19 protein-coding genes and 1 tRNA gene are annotated in these 16,546 nt (G+C 69.9%); 6 read left to right on the top strand and 14 right to left on the bottom strand.

Annotation, left to right across the window (positions count from 1 at the left end):
- Positions 1 to 174: 174 nt before the first annotated feature.
- From NO978_RS04110 to trmY, 3 genes are all read right to left on the bottom strand, one after another.
- Positions 175 to 247: transfer RNA gene (locus NO978_RS04110), tRNA-Pro, on the bottom strand.
- Between the two features lie 54 nt (positions 248 to 301).
- On the bottom strand, positions 302 to 1,036 hold the full coding sequence (locus NO978_RS04105; protein ID WP_257298251.1) for a hypothetical protein: 735 nt from the start codon (positions 1,034 to 1,036) through the stop codon (positions 302 to 304).
- Positions 1,037 to 1,086: 50 nt separating this feature from the next.
- Positions 1,087 to 1,683, bottom strand: coding sequence for a tRNA (pseudouridine(54)-N(1))-methyltransferase TrmY (gene trmY, locus NO978_RS04100; protein WP_257298250.1), 597 nt, complete (start codon positions 1,681 to 1,683; stop codon positions 1,087 to 1,089).
- Between the two features lie 517 nt (positions 1,684 to 2,200).
- Between trmY and gpmI the strand changes: the two genes are divergently transcribed.
- Positions 2,201 to 3,775, top strand: a complete 1,575-nt coding sequence (gene gpmI, locus NO978_RS04095) for a 2,3-bisphosphoglycerate-independent phosphoglycerate mutase (RefSeq protein ID WP_257298249.1) — start codon at positions 2,201 to 2,203, stop codon at positions 3,773 to 3,775.
- A gap of 16 nt (positions 3,776 to 3,791) precedes the next feature.
- On the opposite strand, the gene NO978_RS04090 is transcribed toward gpmI, so the two are convergent.
- From NO978_RS04090 to NO978_RS04080, 3 genes are all read right to left on the bottom strand, one after another.
- Positions 3,792 to 4,253, bottom strand: a complete 462-nt coding sequence (locus NO978_RS04090) for a pyridoxamine 5'-phosphate oxidase family protein (protein WP_257298248.1) — start codon at positions 4,251 to 4,253, stop codon at positions 3,792 to 3,794.
- Positions 4,254 to 4,330: 77 nt separating this feature from the next.
- On the bottom strand, positions 4,331 to 4,519 hold the full coding sequence (locus tag NO978_RS04085) for a hypothetical protein (protein ID WP_257298247.1): 189 nt from the start codon (positions 4,517 to 4,519) through the stop codon (positions 4,331 to 4,333).
- Between the two features lie 66 nt (positions 4,520 to 4,585).
- Positions 4,586 to 5,794, bottom strand: a complete 1,209-nt coding sequence (locus NO978_RS04080; protein WP_257298246.1) for an MFS transporter — start codon at positions 5,792 to 5,794, stop codon at positions 4,586 to 4,588.
- A gap of 193 nt (positions 5,795 to 5,987) precedes the next feature.
- Here NO978_RS04080 and NO978_RS04075 point away from each other — a divergent pair, with 193 nt between their 5' ends.
- Positions 5,988 to 6,887, top strand: coding sequence for a helix-turn-helix domain-containing protein (locus NO978_RS04075; RefSeq protein WP_257298245.1), 900 nt, complete (start codon positions 5,988 to 5,990; stop codon positions 6,885 to 6,887).
- Between the two features lie 3 nt (positions 6,888 to 6,890).
- On the opposite strand, the gene NO978_RS04070 is transcribed toward NO978_RS04075, so the two are convergent.
- The 4 genes from NO978_RS04070 to nadA form a co-directional block, all read right to left on the bottom strand.
- Positions 6,891 to 7,358 carry a hypothetical protein gene (locus NO978_RS04070; protein ID WP_257298244.1) on the bottom strand — a complete coding sequence of 156 codons (468 nt, stop codon included), beginning with the start codon at positions 7,356 to 7,358 and terminating at the stop codon, positions 6,891 to 6,893.
- A gap of 167 nt (positions 7,359 to 7,525) precedes the next feature.
- The gene (gene nadC / locus NO978_RS04065; RefSeq protein ID WP_257298243.1) at positions 7,526 to 8,338 is read right to left on the bottom strand and encodes a carboxylating nicotinate-nucleotide diphosphorylase; all 813 of its coding nucleotides are present in this window, start codon (positions 8,336 to 8,338) and stop codon (positions 7,526 to 7,528) included.
- Positions 8,338 to 9,831, bottom strand: coding sequence for an L-aspartate oxidase (locus tag NO978_RS04060; RefSeq protein WP_257298242.1), 1,494 nt, complete (start codon positions 9,829 to 9,831; stop codon positions 8,338 to 8,340). Before NO978_RS04060 ends, nadC begins: the two co-directional genes overlap by 1 nt.
- Positions 9,832 to 9,834: 3 nt before the next feature.
- The gene (gene nadA / locus NO978_RS04055; RefSeq protein WP_369684100.1) at positions 9,835 to 10,968 is read right to left on the bottom strand and encodes a quinolinate synthase NadA; all 1,134 of its coding nucleotides are present in this window, start codon (positions 10,966 to 10,968) and stop codon (positions 9,835 to 9,837) included.
- A gap of 188 nt (positions 10,969 to 11,156) precedes the next feature.
- On the opposite strand from nadA, the gene NO978_RS04050 reads away from it, so the two are divergent.
- The gene (locus tag NO978_RS04050; protein ID WP_257298241.1) at positions 11,157 to 11,915 is read left to right on the top strand and encodes an AzlC family ABC transporter permease; all 759 of its coding nucleotides are present in this window, start codon (positions 11,157 to 11,159) and stop codon (positions 11,913 to 11,915) included.
- Positions 11,912 to 12,238, top strand: coding sequence for an AzlD domain-containing protein (locus NO978_RS04045; protein ID WP_257298240.1), 327 nt, complete (start codon positions 11,912 to 11,914; stop codon positions 12,236 to 12,238). Before NO978_RS04050 ends, NO978_RS04045 begins: the two co-directional genes overlap by 4 nt.
- A gap of 8 nt (positions 12,239 to 12,246) precedes the next feature.
- Here NO978_RS04045 and NO978_RS04040 read toward each other — a convergent pair whose 3' ends face one another.
- Both NO978_RS04040 and NO978_RS04035 read right to left on the bottom strand, forming a co-directional pair.
- Complete coding sequence (locus NO978_RS04040) at positions 12,247 to 12,615, bottom strand: hypothetical protein (RefSeq protein WP_257298239.1); 369 nt, start codon at positions 12,613 to 12,615, stop codon at positions 12,247 to 12,249.
- A gap of 67 nt (positions 12,616 to 12,682) precedes the next feature.
- Positions 12,683 to 14,218, bottom strand: coding sequence for an amidohydrolase (locus tag NO978_RS04035; RefSeq protein WP_257298238.1), 1,536 nt, complete (start codon positions 14,216 to 14,218; stop codon positions 12,683 to 12,685).
- Between the two features lie 163 nt (positions 14,219 to 14,381).
- On the opposite strand from NO978_RS04035, the gene NO978_RS04030 reads away from it, so the two are divergent.
- Positions 14,382 to 14,912, top strand: a complete 531-nt coding sequence (locus tag NO978_RS04030) for a DoxX family membrane protein (protein WP_257298237.1) — start codon at positions 14,382 to 14,384, stop codon at positions 14,910 to 14,912.
- A 24-nt stretch (positions 14,913 to 14,936) separates the two neighbouring features.
- Positions 14,937 to 15,215, top strand: a complete 279-nt coding sequence (locus NO978_RS04025) for a hypothetical protein (protein ID WP_257298236.1) — start codon at positions 14,937 to 14,939, stop codon at positions 15,213 to 15,215.
- Positions 15,216 to 15,220: 5 nt separating this feature from the next.
- Here NO978_RS04025 and NO978_RS04020 read toward each other — a convergent pair whose 3' ends face one another.
- Complete coding sequence (locus NO978_RS04020; protein WP_257298235.1) at positions 15,221 to 15,616, bottom strand: hypothetical protein; 396 nt, start codon at positions 15,614 to 15,616, stop codon at positions 15,221 to 15,223.
- 59 nt (positions 15,617 to 15,675) lie between these two features.
- Positions 15,676 to 16,479 carry a TrmB family transcriptional regulator gene (locus tag NO978_RS04015; RefSeq protein ID WP_257298234.1) on the bottom strand — a complete coding sequence of 268 codons (804 nt, stop codon included), beginning with the start codon at positions 16,477 to 16,479 and terminating at the stop codon, positions 15,676 to 15,678.
- Between the last annotated feature and the right edge of the window lie 67 nt (positions 16,480 to 16,546).

Genomic DNA, 16,546 nt, shown 5'->3' with positions numbered 1-16,546 from the left:
AACGGCCGTGGAGGCTGTCGCCGAGTGGCTTGGCTGGCGTGGTGTCGTTGTCGGCTGATTCGTCCATGGCTTGGCGTGCGAGGGCGTCGGGAGTAAAACGTTCGGCTCCGGCTACCGGCTGTGGCCGACTTCGCAGGGAACAGCCGCGGCTCGTCGGTGTGAAGTGGGGAAAAGTGGGCCGGCGCGAATTTGAATCGCGGTTACGGCCACCCGAAGGCCGAAGGATACCAAGCTACCCCACCGGCCCGCATTCGAGATAGACGAGTGGGCGACTTTTAACGCTTCCGAAACGCCCGACGACTCACCGGTCGACGCGGAGCTCGTCGAGGTGGCCCTCGAACTGGAGGTCGTGCCCGTGGACGGTGGTCACGCGCACGGCGTCGGAGGAGAAACTGGACTCGACGCGGTACTCCTCCCCGTCGTCGCCGTCGACGTAGATGGTGGAGCCGCCGATGTAGCTGGTGTCGGCGCTCGTGACGTCGCCGGAGACCGTCTTGGTGGGGGCGGAGTCGTCGCCGGTGTCGCGTCGGAGGTCGAAGTGGACGCGGTCGCCCTCAACGACGTCGTCCAGACCGGAGTCGAGCACGGTGCCGAGGTCGGTGCCGTCCTGCTCGGGGGTGCCGCCGTCGGCGACGACCTCGGTCGCGGCCGAAGCGTCGGCGGCGGGGCCGGGTTCCGTCTCGGGGACCGAGGCGCAGAACCGCTCGAACACGTCGGTGCAGTCGGCACAGAGCACGTATCGCTGCTGGTCCACGTCGAGCTGTGTCACGTCTGCACCGGGTTCGGTATCGCCGCCGCAGAAGCTGCAGTCGTGGGCGGCCAGCGCACCGTTGTCCGAGACGGAGTGGCGTCGCATGTCGGCGGTGAGCGCGCGGACGTCCGCGAAGCAGTGGTCGCAGGCGAACCGCTCGGTGGTGGCGACGGTCGCGCCGTCGGCGTCGACTCGTCGGGTGTAGACTCGGTGGACGGTGTCGGTCGCCGTCGAGGTGACGGTGCGCGCACAGAACCGGCAGGCGTCGGGGGTGTCGGTGGACATGCATCACCCTCTGAGTCCCACTCACTTAATTTCGACCTTATCGGGTGCTATCAGAAATTTGCGTAGCCGTCGGTATCGAGGTAGTGGTGGGCGACGGTGACGGCGTGGTCCGCGTGGAGCAGCGTCGGCCCCAGCCGGAGACGCTGGGCCGCGGCGTCGGCGAGCAACTCGGCCTCGGTGTCGGTGAAGTCCCGGTGGTCGGAGAGCACGAACGTCGGGTCCTCGGGAGGTTTGGCCTCGCTGGCGGGTGCACCGTCCTCGTGGAGCTGGACCACGGTGCCATCGCGGGCGCACTCGTCGAGCACCACGTCCAGTCCCACACGGCGGATGCTGACGCCCGGCGAGGACTCCGCGGGCTGGTGGCCGATGGCATCGTCGCGGTGTTCCAGCGCCGTCCGCACCAGCGCCGCGGTCGACCGCTCGTCCGGGTGGAGGTTCCGCACCGTCGCCCCGTCGACGGTGACGGTAAACTCGTCCTGGATGACGAGGTGGACCTGCACGTCGTCGCGCAGCCCGTGGCTCGTCAGGAACGCCGCGTTCAGACATCGACAGAGCAGGTCCAGCCGCCCGGCCTCGCTCGCGAGCGCGTCCAGCGAGAAGTCGGGCGATGTGGGAACGTCGTGGCCGCAGATGACGAACTGTCGCATATCGTCTGGTGTGGCTGGTGTGGGTTTAGTCGCGTCGAACCCGCTCTCGAACGCAGGCGGTGATCTTCTCTCTACTCCGGCTGATGGTGGGCCAGTCTCGATACTCGTGGGAACACGCTGGTACTCGAACAGCCAGAAAGCCCCGAGGCGCTCGGCCCTTCCAGTCCCGCCCCGCAACCGCGACCACACCGCGCCAGCCCTCCCCCTCGACACCCACGCGCCTGCCGGCGCGGGGTGTCTTGGCCGTGTGGTTGGTGACGGGGTCGTCGAATAGACCGGCACGGCGCGCGCTGGCGAGCGTGCCGAAGGCCGCGAGCCGCTAACCGCGCGAGGGGCGAGCATCGCAACGGAGTGAGGAGCGCAGCGAGTTCCAGGCGGCGAGAACGCGGGAGCTTTCTGGGTGTTGTCGATTCAACCGGTCTGTCCGAGCGACGAGAGCTGGTCCAACCACTTACAATTCAGAGGAGTACGCCTAGCGAACGAACCATTCATTGACCCGACCCACGACCCCACGCACATGAAGACGGCACTCGTGATTCTCGACGGCTGGGGCCTGAACGACGACCCGGGCGACCACAGGGACGCCGTCGCGGCGGCCCACACGCCGGTGTTCGACCGCATCAGCCGGGAGGGAGCCGACGGCCGGCTCTCGGTGACTGGCCGGCGCGTCGGGCTCCCGGACGGACAGATGGGCAACTCGGAGGTCGGCCACCTGAACATCGGCGCGGGCCGGGTCGTGATGCAGGAGTACACCCGCATCGAGGACGCCATCGCACGCTGGCGCGGGGACCCGGACGCGCCCGAGGACGACGCCGACGGCGCGTTCGACGAGAACGATGCCATCGCGTCGGCGTTCGACCACGCGGACGAGCACGACGGCCGTGTGCACCTGATGGGCCTCGTGAGCGACGGGGGCGTCCACTCCTCCCAGAAGCACCTCCACGCGCTCATCGAGCTGGCGGCCGAGCGTGGCACCCCTGCAGTCACGCACGCGTTCACCGACGGGCGTGACACCGACCCGAAGGGTGGCGCGGGCTATCTGGCCGACCTCGAAGCCGTCGTCGACGAGTACGGCACCGGCGACGTGGCCAGCGTCACGGGCCGGTACTACGCGATGGACCGCGACCGGAACTGGGAGCGCACCCGCGAGGCGTACGACGCTATCGTGGACCGGGAGGCCGAGCATCACGCCGAGACGGCGGTCGACGCCGTCGAGGCGAGCTACGAGCGCGGGGACACCGACGAGTTCGTCGAGGCGACGACGGTCGGCGAGCACGCGGGGCTCGAAGACGGCGACGCCGTCCTCTTCTTCAACTTCCGGTCGGACCGCGCGCGCCAGCTCACCAGGCTGCTCGCGGACATCGAGCCCGAGGACGAGACGGTCGAGCAGTGGCCCGAGCCGCCCGCGGTCCGGCTCGTGACGATGACGGAGTACGACAAGACGTTCGACCTGCCCGTGGCGTTCGCGCCGCGCCAGCCCGCGGACACCCTCGGCGAGGTCGTCTCCGCGGCCGGGCTGACCCAGCTCCGGCTCGCCGAGTCGGAGAAGTACGCCCACGTCACCTACTTCCTCAACGGCGGGCGCGAGGTCGAGTTCGCGGGCGAGACGCGCGAGATCATCGAGAGCCCGGACGTGCCGACCTACGACGAGACGCCGGAGATGAGTGCGGAGGCGGTCACCGACACGGCCATCCGGCACGTCGAGCGGGACGACCCGGACGTGCTCGTGCTGAACTACGCGAACCCGGACATGGTGGGCCACACGGGCGACTACCGGGCGGCGGTCGAGGCCGTCGAGACGGTCGACACGCAGCTCGGGCGGCTGCTCGCGGCCATCGAAGCGGCGGGCGGCCACGCAGTCGTGACCGCCGACCACGGCAACGCCGACGACATGGGCACGGAGGAGCGTCCGCACACCGCTCACACGTACAACGACGTGCCGTTCGTCTATCTCTCGCCTACGGGCGACGACGGCGGGAAGCGGGTCCACGAGGGCGGCTCGCTCTGTGACGTGGCACCGACGCTGCTCGCGCTGGCCGGCGTGGACCAGCCCGCCGCGATGACGGGTCGGAGCCTGCTGGACGACGCCTGAGTCCACCCGCGACCGCTCAGACGCCAGTCGGGCTCTCCTCCCGGGCGCTCAGTTCGTCGGGGTCGAGTCGGAGGAACTGGAACGACACGTCGCCCGTCGGCGCGCCGAAGATGTCGACGAGCGGGATGTCGACGCGGTCGAGCGCCGCGAGGCTCTCCGTCGCGACCGCCTCGCGCTCGACATCGATCAGCGTGCCGCTGGCGACGACGCTCTGCCAGTCGCCGTCCGCGGTCTCGCCTTCCTGCCCGTACGCGACGAACGTGGCCGCCCGGCCGCCGAGTTCGCCCTTCGACCGGTCTCCACCGACCGCGAGCCGGAAGTAGAACGTCTCCGCCGTGGCATCGTAGCCGTAGGAGACCGGAATCGCGTGCGGAGCGTCCCCGGCGTCGGTCGAGAGCGATAGCACGCCGGTGCCGCCGCTGCCGAGGAACGCGTCCCGTTCCTCTACCGACATCGTTACCGAGCTGTTGTCGTCCATACGTGAGAGCACGGCGGCCGGACTCATAAAACGCGCCACGGAACCGACAGCGTCCTGTCGGGCCCGTTTCGCGGTGGTCAGTGCTCCGGGGTCGCGCCGGGAGCCGGATCCGCGAGCCGCTCGTCGTCCTCCTCGCCGCCGGACTCTCCACCCTCCTCGTCGTCCTCGTCGTCCTCGCCGGGGCCGAAACAGCCCGCGAGCGACGCGGTCGCCGCCGCACTCCCCCCGACGGCGACCAGACGTCGCCGCGTCAGTTCACGCTGCATGAGCGACACCTCGGTCGGAGGGCTCATTAATCCCGACGCTCGCTGTGGCCGTCGGGCAGCGAACTCTCAGTCCGCCGAGCGTGGTTCGGGTGCGTCCGTCGTGACGAGGCCGCCGAGCGCGACCACACCGACGAGCGCGAGAAGCACCGCGCCGATGCCGGCCAGCGCGAGGGATGGCGACAGGTCGGCGGCGGCACCGAGCGCGACGCCGAACGGGATAGCGACGACCGCGTTGACCATCGAGACGCCGGAGAGCGTCGTCGCGCGGCCGGCCGTCGCCACGCGATCGTTGATGTACTCGTTGGCGAGCGTCTCCGTCGGCGTGCGGACCACGCGGACGAGCACGAACGCCGGCAGGGCGACGACCGGCGCGAACCAGACCGCAGCGAGGAGCCCCCCGAGGACTGCCGGCCCAAGGAGGAGCCAGCCGTCGAAGCCGAAGCGGTCCCGGAGCCACGCCGACCGGTCGCTGGCCACCGCCGCGAACACGGTGAATCCGGCGTAGAGCCAGCCGAGCCACGCCGACGGCACGCCGAGGTCGACCGCGACTGGCTGGGTGAGCCGCCCCGTCGCGTTCGCGACCGCGAGCACGACCGCGACCCAGAGCACGACACCCCGGAGCTCGACGGAGAGCAGGCGCTCGCGTAGCACCGGCAGCGCCTCGAGGATGGTCAGCCGGTCGTCGTCGGCCACCGCGACCGCGGGCATCGTCGCCAACACGACCGCGCCGCCCGCCCACAGCACGCCCGTCACCAGGAAGGGGAGCCGGAAGCTCACCGTTCCGAGGTAGCCACCGAGGACCGCGGCCGCCGCACCCGCGGCCAGCGTCAGCGACTGTCCGCGACCCCGGCAGTGCGCGAACGCATCGGCGTCGCCGCGCCGCTCCAGCGTCTCGTACAGCCAGGCGTCCGTGCTCCCCGACATGAGCGTCGACCCCAGCGCCCAGAGCAGGTAGACGCCGGCGAAGGCGGCGAACGTCGAGACCAGCCCCATCGCCACGACGGCGGCGGCCCGAAGCGCGTTCCCGACCACCAGGCTGTTCCGCCAGCCCATCCGGTCGCCGACGTAGCCCGTCGGTATCTCGCCCGCCGTCAGGCCGACCCACCAGATGGCGTCAAGCAGCATGATCTCGGTGTAGCTCAGGTGCTGGGCGCGCAGGAACAGCACCCAGACGGGAACCGTGAGCCCGGCCGTCGCGGTGAGCTTGTAGAGGTAGTACTTCGCCACGGGCCCGGAGGGGAGGGCCGACGCGGGGCGGAGGGCTGGGCGGCGCACACTTCCAGTTCGACGGTATCGCCCCATAGGCGTTCCCTGAAGCGCGGTTTTGTACCGCACGTGACAAGAATCTGGACGGTCGTCTCGATTCCCGCACTTGCATCCGTGTTGGCTGTTCCAGTAGCCCGTTCGAAACACGTCACGGACACCCGGACCACTTTACCCGCCAGACCCGAACCGGAACACGACCCGGATGCCGACCGAGGAAGACGACACCAACGCCGACGAGAACACGCTCCCGCCGACGGAGGCGTTCAGACTGCTGAGCGACGGCACCCGCCTCCAGACGCTCCAGGGCCTCGTCGAGCTCACGGATGCGAAAGGCTACGGGAGCGAGCCGGTATCGTTCTCGGCGCTCCACGAACAGGTCGACACCCGCGACTCCGCGCACTTCAACTACCACCTGCAGGAGCTCCGCGACCAGTTCGTCGAGGGGACCGAGGACGGCTACCGGCCCCGCTACCCCGCCCGGAAGGTCGTCCGCGCCATCAGGGCGGGCACGTTCACCGAGCGAGCCGCACTCACGGACGAACCCATCGACGGGACGTGTCCCCAGTGCGGGGACGCCGACCTCCGGGCCAGCTACGCCGACGAGCGACTCGCAATCAGCTGTGCCGCCTGCGAGACTGCCCTGACCGCGAACGACTTCCCGCCGGGCGGCTTCGAGGAGCGCTCACTCGCGGACGTGCTCCACGCGTTCGACCGGCTGGTCCGTCACCGCGTCTCCTTCGCCGCGGACGGCGTCTGCCCGGAGTGTACCGCGACGATGGACGGCCACGTGACCACCGACATCCCGCCAGAGTGGGGGTACGAGGCGCTGCCGGCGTTCGACTGCACGCGCTGTGACTTCTCGGTGCTGCCGTCGTTCGGGATGCTGTTGCTCGACCACCCCGACGTGGTGTCGTTCCACCGGAACCGGGGCGAGGACCTGCGCAAGCCGCCGTTCTGGGAGCTGTCGCTCTGCGTGAGCGACCGGTACACGACCATCGAGTCGCGCGAGCCGTGGCGGGTGACGGTCCGGGTGCCGGGCGGGAACGAGGAACTGGTCGCCACCATCGAGGGGGCCGACGTGGTCGCGGTCCGAACCGAGTAGCCCTCAGCGCGCGCTCGCCAGCCCGTCGCGGAACGCGGTGAGCGTTCGGACGGCGGCGAGGGCGAACGCGGCGAGGAACGCGAGCGGGATGACCGCGACGAACTGCGAGTAGCCGTGGCCGGGCACCGCGAGCAGCAGGACCACGGCGAGGTCGAGCATCACGACGGTTGCGGCGAGGACGACGCTCCAGACGGCAACGAGGCGGACCGCCGACCAGCGGCCCGCCGTGCGGACGCCGTCGGCACCGTCGAACGACACGTCGACGGCGACCGAGGCCACGACGAGACCGAGGCCGACAGCGAGGGCCGCGAGGGCCATCTCGACGGGTCCTGCGAGCGGCCCGATGCCGAACCAGGCAGCGAGAGTGGCCGCGCCGCTCAGCAGCGTGACGGCGGACAGCGGTGCGACGCTGCAGAGAGCACCGACAGAGACGGCGACGATGCGAGGCGGCGTCCGTTTCTCCGCTGACATGCCAACGGGTACGGGGGATTCCCGTGTAACGTTTTCCCCCTGCCGGCGGGACGACGACACCGAACCGATACGGACGCGGTAACCACGGCTATCGGTCACGAGAGCGACGCTCGACACGATGGCACGCGAGGGAAAGCGCGACGAACCCGACCGCTGCCTCGCGGGGTTCAGTCCCCGCCCGTACGGAAGGAGTAGTCCAGGCTCGCGGCGGAGTGGGTCAGCGAGCCCATCGAGATGACGTCGACGCCGGTGGTCGCGTAGGCCGGCACGGCGTCGACGGTGATGCCGCCCGAGGCCTCGGCGAGCACGCGGTCGGGGAGCAGGTCGACCGCCTCGGTCGTCCGCTCGGGGCTCATGTTGTCGAGCAGGACCACGTCCGCGCCGGCGTCGGCGGCGCGCGGGGCGTCCTCGGGCGACTCCACCTCGACCTCGACCTTCGTGGCGAAGGAGACGCGGTCGCGGAAGTGCCGGACCGCCGATTCCAGGCCCATCTCGGCCACGTGGTTGTCCTTCACCATCACCATGTGCGAGAGGTCGAGCCGGTGGGTGTCGCCGCCGCCGGCGACGACCGCACGCTTCTCCAGCTCGCGGAGTCCGGGCGTCGTCTTCCGGGTCGCGGCGACGCGCACGTCGTCGTCGACCTCGCGGGCGGCGTCGACCGCGCGGCGGGTCCGGCTGGCAACGCCGGAGGCGTGGCCGGCGACGTTGACCGCGACACGTTCGCCGCGGAGGACGGCCTTCGCCGGCCCTTGGACGCGGAGTACGGTGTCACCCGCGTCGATACGAGCGCCGTCGTCGACGCGCTCGGTCACGGCCACGTCGAGGTAGTCGAACACGCGCGCGGCGGCGTCGAGGCCGGCCGCGATGCCGGACTCTTTGGCGACGAGGCGACCGGTCGTCTCGCCGGGCACCTCGTTGGTCACGTCGTGGTGGCCGAGGTCCTCCCGGAGCCACGCCTCGACCTGACTGTCGTGCAGCATCAGTGCTGGCCTGCCGCCGCCGGCTGCTCGAGGTAGTGGCAGCCGACGCTCTCCTCGTTCTCCGCGGCGGCGCGGGCGACGAGCAGCGCGGTGACGCTCGCGTTCCGCAGCTCGTAGAGGTCACGCGCCGTCCGGGTGCGGACGTAGGCGTCGACCTCACCCTTCAGCCGCCGGAGGACGGCCTGCGCGCGGCCCAGGTCTCCGGGGGTCCGACGCAGGCCGACGTACTCGTCCATCGTCCGGCGGAGCCGGTGGAACTTCTCGCCGGCGAAGCGCTCGGGCAGGTCGGGGTCACGGTCGAGCAGCTCCGGGGCCTCGACGGCCTCGGGCTCGACGCCGACCGCGTCCTCGCCGGCACGCAGCCCCCAGACGAGCCCTTCGAGCAGGCTCGTGCTGGCGAGGCGGTTCGCGCCGTGGACGCCCGTCCGGGCGCACTCGCCGACCGCGTACAGCCGGTCGAGGCTCGTGCCCCCCTCGTGGTCGACGTCGACGCCGCCACAGAGGAAGTGCTCGCAGGGCGCGACCGGAATCCCCGTGGTCCAGTCCACGTCGCGCTCGTCGCATTTGGCGGCGAGGTCCGGGAACGCCTCGTCGAAGGGCTCGTCGAGCGTCGACACGTCGAGGGTGACCTCGCCCGTTGCGTCTATCTCGTCCTGCACGGCACGGGCGACCACGTCGCGGGGGGCGAGCTCGGCGTCCGCGTGGTAGTCTGGCATGAACCGTTCGCCGTCGCCGTTCCGCAGGAGGCCGCCCTCGCCGCGAATCGCTTCGGAGAGGAGGAACGGGTCGTCGCCGGCGTACGCGGTCGGGTGGAACTGCACGAACTCCATGTCCGCAACGTCCGCGCCCGCCAGCGCGGCCATCGCGATACCGTCGCCGGTCGAGCCGGCGGGGTTCGTGCTCCGCTCGAACAGGTCGCCGATGCCGCCCGTCGCGAGGACCGTCGAGCCCGCGTAGACGGGTTCGCCGGTCGTCTCCGTGTCGAGCATCGCGCCGTGGACCAGCCCCTCGTGGGTGACGAGTTCGAGCGCGGCGGTGTCCTCCAGAATCTCGACGCTGTCGTGGTCCGCCAGGTAGTTGAGGAACGGCCGGAGGATGTGCCGGCCGGTCGAGGCGTCCACGTGGAGGATGCGCTCCTCGGAGTGGGCGGCCTCCCGCGTGTAGTCGAACTCGTCGGTGTCCGCCTCCACGTCGAAGTCGACGCCGAGTGTGTCGACGAGCACGTCCGCGACGGCCTCGTCGGCGTTCTCGACGAGCACGTCCACGGCCTCCTCGTCGGCGGTGCCGGCGCTGGCGTCGAGGATATCCTGCTTGAACGTCTCCGGGTCGGTGCCCGTCGTCGAGATGCCGCCCTGCGCCCAGTCCGAGGAGGCGTCCTCGGGTTTCTCGGCTTTCGTGACGACGAGCACGTCGGCGCCCTCGCGTGCAGCGCCGAGCGCGGCCGCACAGCCCGCGATGCCGGTGCCGACGACGAGGACGTCAGTCTCTCGCATCGGTCAGACCTCCAGCATCCGGTCGAGAGCGACCTTCGCGAGGTCCTTCTCCCCGGGTGCGACCTCGATGACGTTGCGCTCGCGCCCCTCGACCAGCTCCTCCAGCACCCAGGTGAGGTAGTTCGGATCGATCTGGCGCATCGCGTTGCAGTCCATGCAGGCGTCGCCACACAGCGGGAGGACGTTCACCTCGGGGTGCCAGCGCGAGAGGTGGTTCGTGAGGTGAATCTCGGTGCCGATGGCCCAGGTGTCGCCGGGGTCGGCGTCCTCGACGGTCTGGGTGATCGTCGCCGTCGAGCCGGCCTTGTCGGCGGCTTCGACGACCTCGCGACGGCACTCGGGGTGGACGATGACCTTCGCGTCGGGGTGCTGGTCGCGCACCTGCTCGATGTGGTCGACGCGGAAGCGCTCGTGGACCTGGCAGTAGCCGTCCCAGAGGACGATGTCCGACTCGGCGACCTGCTCGGCGTCCTTGCCCTCGGGGTCCCACGGGTCCCACTCGGCCACGTCGTCCTGCATGCCGAGCCGGTGGGCCGTGTTCTCGCCGAGGTGCTTGTCCGGCAGGAACAGCACCTTGTCGCCGCGCTCGAACGCCCACTCGAACGCGCGGTGGGCGTTCGAGGACGTACAGACCAGCCCGCCCTGCTCGGCGCAGAACGCCTTCAGGTCGGCGTAGCTGTTCATGTACGTGATGGGGATGATGTTCGCGTCGGGCGCAGCGGTCGTGATCTCCTCCCAGGCGGCGTCGACCTGCAGCGCCTCGGCCATCCCGGCCATGGGACAGGACGCCTCCATCGACGGGAGGATGACGGACTGGTCGTCGTCGGTGATGATGTCGGCGGACTCCGCCATGAACGTCACGCCGCCGAAGATGACGTAGGGTGCGTCGGCCGCGGCGGCTTCCTTGCTCAGCTGGTAGGAGTCGCCGATGAAGTCGGCGTGCTCGACGATCTCGCGGCGCTGGTAGTTGTGGCCGAGGATGACCACGTCGTCGCCGAGTGCCGCCTTCGCGGCCTCGATGCGTTCGGTTCGTTCGGCCTCGTCGAGGTCGCGGTACTCCGGCGGAAGCTGTTCCAGATTGTCGTACTTGAAGAGACTGAGCTCCGTATCGAAGTCCGCAGTTTCCATTCTTGGCACGGTTTGTCCACCTGTGGGTGACTTGCAACTCTGTACCAGACATTGAATAACTTTTCTCTTCAAAGAGGGCAGATGGCGACTCGGAACCTCTCTTGGCCGGCGTTCACGACACCGATTCACACGAACGGATAGGGCGGTCGGACTGCCGGAACCACAACCGACAGGAGCCCCACGGACGAGTGCGAGACGTGACCTCGACCGCGCGTTCGGCGTTCGTCGACGGTGCGCGTGCCGTCCTCCCCGCACTCCCGGCGAACGTCCCGTTCGGACTGGTCGTGGGCGTCGCGGCCGCGAACCTCGGTCTCCACCCCGTCACCGCGCTCTGGTCCGCCGGGCTGCTGTTCGCCGGCGCGGCTCAGCTCGCGATGATAGAGCTGCTCGCCCGCGACGCCCCCGTCGTCGTCGCCGTCCTCACCGCCATCGTCGTCAACCTGCGCTACGCGATGTACAGCGCCGGGCTCGCGCCGTACGTCCGCTCGGTCTCGCGACGCTGGCGGCTCGTCCTCTCTTTCTTCCTGCTGGACGTCACCTACGCCCTCTCGGTGCCGGCGTTCCGTGCCGACGAGACGCCCGACCGGCGCGCGTACTACCTCGGGCTCGCCGTCCCGCTGTGGCTGACGTGGACCCTGTCCGTCACCGCCGGCGCGTCGCTCGGGACCGAGCTCCCGCCGGCCTGGCACCTCGAGTTCGCCATCCCGCTGCTGTTCCTCGCGCTGCTCGTCCCGAACGTCCGGGACCGCGGCGGCGTCGTCGCCGCGGCCGTCGGTGGCGTCGGCGCGGTCGCCGGCCTCGGCATGCCGTTCGACCTCGGTCTGGTCGTCGCCGCGCTCGCCGGCGTCGGCGTCGGACTCCTTGCGGACCCCGAGGGAAGCGACGAGCCGGACGGGGCGGAACCGGACGCCGACGGAATGGAACCGGACGACGACCCCACGGAGGCCGAACCATGACCTCGGCGTCGGACCCGGTCCTCTGGGCGGCGTTCGTCGCGGCCGCCGTCGGGAGCTACCTCGTCAGAAGCTCCTTCCTCGTCCTGTTCCGACGGGTCGACGAGGTGCCGGCGCGAGTCGAGCGCGCGCTCGAACTCGTGCCCGCTGCCGCGCTCGCGGCGCTGGTGCTCCCGTCGCTGGTCGCCCCCGAGGGGAGCCTCGCGCTCCTGACGCCGAAGGTCGCCGCCGGCGGGGTCGCCGCCGCCGTCGCCTGGCGCACCGAGAGCATGGCGTGGACGCTGGCGGCCGGGATGGGGACGCTGTGGCTACTGCTGGCGCTCTGACGGACCGCTCACTCCAGCTCGTCGGCACCCGCACCGTCGAGCATCGCCCCATACTGGCCGAGCACCCCGAGCGAGAAGAGAGCCGCGAGCGTGGTGATCCCGTCGACTAGCCGGACGGCATCGGGGACGAACGTCGTCGCGAGCAGCAGCAGCGAGAAGATGCGGAGGAACGCCCGCCAGAAGTTGGACTGCGCCGGGAACTGCCCCCAGTAGTGGAGGCTGTAGTACGTCGTCCCGGAGACGCCGACAGTCAGTGCGAACACGACATCGAGCCCGACGGTGGTCAGTCCGATGGCGGCGGCAGCGGCGAGGAGACCGGCTGCGACGCCGACGCCGAGCGCGAGCCGGCGGCTGTCCCGAAGGGAGTCGAGGACCATGGTCGGGACGACAGCCTCGCGACTGAAAACGGTGGGTGGTCGGGGCCGCGGCGCACGCCGCGGCTGTTCAGCGTGCGTCGTAGACGACCTCGCCGTCGACGACCGTCATCGCCACGTCGATGTCCCGGATTGCCTCGGCGTCGCCGTCCCACGGCGACTCCTCAAGCACCGCGAGGTCGGCCTTCTTCCCGACCGCGACGGTCCCCATACGGTCCTCGTCGAAGCCCGCGTACGCGCCGCCGAGGGTGTACGCCCGGAGCGCCTCGGTCACGGTGAGCCGCTGGTGTTCGCTCGGCGCGCTGGCCGCGTAGGAGACCCCGAGCAGCGGGTCCATCGGCATCACGTCGCTCGAGAACGCGAGGTGTACGCCGGCGTCGAGCAGGTCGCGGTAGCGGTTCGAGCGCCGCCGGCGCTCCTCGCCGAGGCGCTGGTCGTACAGCCCGCCCTCTTGTGCCCACTGGAGGAAGTTGGGCTGGCAGGAGGCGACGATGCCGGTCTCGGCGAAGCGCTCGACGTGCTCGTCGGTCGCGAGTTCGACGTGCTCGACGCGGTGGCGGGCCGCACCGGGGTCCTCGGTCGCCTCGAACGCCGATAGCGTCTCCTCGACCGCCTCGCCGCCGATGGCGTGGACGGTGCACTGGAGCCCGGCGGCGTCCGCCTCGTCCACGATGTCGCGGAGCTCGTCGGGGTCGACCACCCACGTCCCGGTCTCACCCTCGGCGTCGGCGTACGAGTCCGAGAGCTTCGCGGTACGGCCGCCGAAGCTCCCGTCGGTGAACGACTTGATGGCTCCCACCTCGACGAACTCGCTGCCGTGGTTCGTCCGCAGCCCCGCCTCGCGAACGGCGTCGAGGTGGTCGCTCCAGTAGTTGATGCGCACCCGGAGGTCCAGCTCGTCGTCGAGGTCGAGGTCCCGGTACACCCGGGGTGCGTGGGACTCTCGCACCATGTCGTGGACGCAGGTGACCCCGTGGCGGTGGGCGTAGTCCCCCGCCGCCGTGAGCAGTTCGCGCGTCTCCGCGGGGTCGGGGTCGATTGCGTCCCACACCGGCTCGACGGCGTCCTCGACGACGACGCCGGTCGGCTCGCCGGCGTCGGTGCGGACGTCCTCGTCGGGCATCGCGTCGGCGAGCCGGTCGAGCGCGACGGAGTTCAGCGCGGCCGTGTGCATGTCAACCCGGACCGCGGCGACCGGGCGGTCGTCGCTGACGCGGTCGAGGTCGTCGCGCGTGAGGTAGCGCGGCTCGTCCCACTCCGATTCGTCCCAGCCGAAGCCGAGCAGCCAGTCGCCGTCGTCCTTCGCGTCGCTTTCGAGCGTCTCGACCGCTTCGTCGACCGAGCCCGCCCCGGAGAGGTCCGCGTGGACCTGGTACTGGCCGAGCTGTTGCATGTGCGTGTGTGCGTCGACGAACCCCGGAATCACGGTTCGTCCCCCGCAGTCGACGACGTCGGTGTCGACGCCGACGAGGAACTCGATCTCGTACGTGCTGTCGAGCCGGACGACCTCGCCGTCGCGGATGGCGACGGCCTCGTACGTCTCGTCGGGGTCGGTGAGCGTGTGTACCTCCGCGTTCGTGAGGACGCGGTCGGCCGCTGTGGTCATGTTCCCAGCCCCGCCTGCCGTGGGCAAAGTCGTTCCGGATGCGGTGGTCTCGCCCGGCGAACTCACCGCAACCCCGTCGTATCCTTGCTTTTCAACGTCTGGGAACCGGAACCCCGCTTGAAGAGGTTCCCCCGACCACGTTCACATGTAGAGGTGAGCGACCATGGCAACCAACGAACTCGAAACCGAGCTGTTCGGACGCAGTACCCGGTTCAACTACTCGGAGACGTGGGTCGGCTACTCGCTGCTGGCGCTCCGGCTCATCATGGGCTGGACGCTCTTCTACGCGGGTATCACGAAGGTGCTCGATGCGAGCTGGTCCGCCGAGGGCTTCCTGCTGAACGCCATCCCGGAGGGCAACCCCTTCGGCGGGATGTGGACGACCATGGCCAACGAGTACCTCTGGCTCATCGACCCGCTGAACGCCTGGGGGCTCACGCTCGTCGGGCTCGCGCTCCTGCTCGGCGCGTTCGTCAGGTTCAGCGCGTTCTGGGGCGCCGTGATGATGCTGTTCTACTGGGCGGCCAGCCTGCCGCTGGAGAACGGCATCGTCATCGACTCCCACATCGTCTACGCGCTGCTGCTGTTCGGCCTCGGCGCGTTCGGGGCCGGGCGCATCCTCGGGCTCGACACCTACCTCGAGGACATCGACGTGGTACAGGAGAACCGGCCGCTCCAGTACCTCCTCGGGTGACCCGGCCGGGGTCCCCGTTCCACGATGGTCTCCACGACACCGTTCGTCGTCCTCACGAACGCGGTCTCCGTCGCGCTCGGCGGCGTCGTCACGCACGTCGCCTACCGGGCGCACCGGCGGACCGATTCGCGACCGCTCCGCTGGCTGGCGGTCGGGCTGGCGGCGCTGACAGCCGTCGGTGCGGTCGGCGTCGCCGACGGACTGCTGGGCCTCGACCCCGCGGCACGGCGACTCGGACAGGCCACCGCGCTGGCGGTCGGCTTCGGCATGGTCGCCGTGGCGCTCTACCAGCAGGTGGAGTGAGCTGGTCATCGATGCGTCAGCGTCCCTTCCCCGTCGATGTCGAACGCGACGAAGTCGTCGTCCGCGCCGTCCGTCGGGTAGTAGTGGAAGTGGTCCTGGTCGGTCCGGAAGGTGTCGTCCTCGTACGCGTCGTATCTCGCGATGTAGGCTTGCTTCTCGACGACCGCCTCACGGGTCTCTCCATCGTCGGCTGGGACCTCGAACCGGGCGTCGTAGACCACCGCCTCGCTCCTCGAACGATCCCCACCCGGACGCACCAGTTCGACGTAGACCGTGTAGGGGCTGTCGTCGTGGTTGAAGACGGAGAGGTCGAGCGTCCCGGACCGCGACGACAGCATGGAGCACCCGGTCAGTGAGGTCAGCACGCCGGTCATCGCGAGGAGGGCCTGGCGGCGTCTCATACCGGAGGATGTCCATTTCTACTGGTAAGTACCTTTCCCGAACAGCAGGAGTCGTCCACTCAGAAACTCAGCGGCTCGGCGTCCTGCCACGTCGGCTCGAACTCGCCGTACACCTCGCCCGCGAATTCGGGGTCTTTCAGGTCGATCATCGCGAACGTCTCCCGGGAGCCCAGCGGGTTCGGCACCTGGATGACGACCTCCATGTCGTCGATGAGGTTGAACGTACCCGTGACATCCTCGCTGGTCCGCACCTGGAACGCGTCCTCGCCGGAGAGCCGCTTGCGGTAGCGGCGGCCGACCTCCTCCGACAGCGAGGCGACCATCTCGCGGGTGAGCAGCACGTCGACGTCGACGCCGCGCTCGATGGCCTCCTCCAGCTCCTCGACGATGCGTTCGCCGACCTCGCTCACGTCGAACTGCGGCGACGCCGTCGAGGCGACCATGATGATGCGCTCGTCCGCGGCGGTGAGCCGCTCCAGCAGCAGGTCCGTCGTCTCCGCCTCGCCGACGGAGGCGGTCCAGAACTGCTCCTCGACGGGTTCGGCGGCGTCGAGCTCGTCAGAGAGCTCGTCGACGATGTTCTCGTACTGCTCGGCTTTCTCCTCCAGCTCGCGTTTCTTGTCGTCGAGGAGGCGGTCGAGCGCGGTCGAGGGCTCCACCGCGACGTACTTCTTCGGCCGGCTCGCGGTCTGTGACCGCACGAGGTTGTACTGCTCGATGCTGTTCAGGACGTCGTAGATGCGGCCCATCGGCACGTCGCTCGCCCGGGACAACTCTTTGGCCGTTGTCGGACCAGTGTTCAGGAGCGCTCGGTAGGCTCTCGCCTCGTACTCCGACAGACCCAGGTCCCTCAAACTCGCCATAATAAACCCTCTCACAGTGGAGAACCATAAACACAACGGTAGTTGTTTCAGTGACCGCCGTCCCGAA

It is taken from the genome of Haloarchaeobius sp. FL176 (assembly GCF_024609245.1).
GTDB lineage: Archaea > Halobacteriota > Halobacteria > Halobacteriales > Natrialbaceae > Haloarchaeobius.
The sequence above is the reverse complement of the archived record's forward strand: the minus strand, read 5'-3'. Positions and strand labels throughout refer to the sequence as shown.

Coding starts and splice junctions, on each gene's coding strand:
- NO978_RS04105 (WP_257298251.1), bottom strand. CDS start 1,036: ATGTCCACCGACACCCCCGACGCCTGCCGGTTCTGTGCGCGCACCGTC.
- trmY (WP_257298250.1), bottom strand. CDS start 1,683: ATGCGACAGTTCGTCATCTGCGGCCACGACGTTCCCACATCGCCCGAC.
- gpmI (WP_257298249.1), top strand. CDS start 2,201: ATGAAGACGGCACTCGTGATTCTCGACGGCTGGGGCCTGAACGACGAC.
- NO978_RS04090 (WP_257298248.1), bottom strand. CDS start 4,253: ATGGACGACAACAGCTCGGTAACGATGTCGGTAGAGGAACGGGACGCG.
- NO978_RS04085 (WP_257298247.1), bottom strand. CDS start 4,519: ATGCAGCGTGAACTGACGCGGCGACGTCTGGTCGCCGTCGGGGGGAGT.
- NO978_RS04075 (WP_257298245.1), top strand. CDS start 5,988: ATGCCGACCGAGGAAGACGACACCAACGCCGACGAGAACACGCTCCCG.
- NO978_RS04070 (WP_257298244.1), bottom strand. CDS start 7,358: ATGTCAGCGGAGAAACGGACGCCGCCTCGCATCGTCGCCGTCTCTGTC.
- nadC (WP_257298243.1), bottom strand. CDS start 8,338: ATGCTGCACGACAGTCAGGTCGAGGCGTGGCTCCGGGAGGACCTCGGC.
- NO978_RS04060 (WP_257298242.1), bottom strand. CDS start 9,831: ATGCGAGAGACTGACGTCCTCGTCGTCGGCACCGGCATCGCGGGCTGT.
- NO978_RS04045 (WP_257298240.1), top strand. CDS start 11,912: ATGACCTCGGCGTCGGACCCGGTCCTCTGGGCGGCGTTCGTCGCGGCC.
- NO978_RS04040 (WP_257298239.1), bottom strand. CDS start 12,615: ATGGTCCTCGACTCCCTTCGGGACAGCCGCCGGCTCGCGCTCGGCGTC.
- NO978_RS04035 (WP_257298238.1), bottom strand. CDS start 14,218: ATGACCACAGCGGCCGACCGCGTCCTCACGAACGCGGAGGTACACACG.
- NO978_RS04030 (WP_257298237.1), top strand. CDS start 14,382: ATGGCAACCAACGAACTCGAAACCGAGCTGTTCGGACGCAGTACCCGG.
- NO978_RS04025 (WP_257298236.1), top strand. CDS start 14,937: ATGGTCTCCACGACACCGTTCGTCGTCCTCACGAACGCGGTCTCCGTC.
- NO978_RS04020 (WP_257298235.1), bottom strand. CDS start 15,616: ATGAGACGCCGCCAGGCCCTCCTCGCGATGACCGGCGTGCTGACCTCA.
- NO978_RS04015 (WP_257298234.1), bottom strand. CDS start 16,479: ATGGCGAGTTTGAGGGACCTGGGTCTGTCGGAGTACGAGGCGAGAGCC.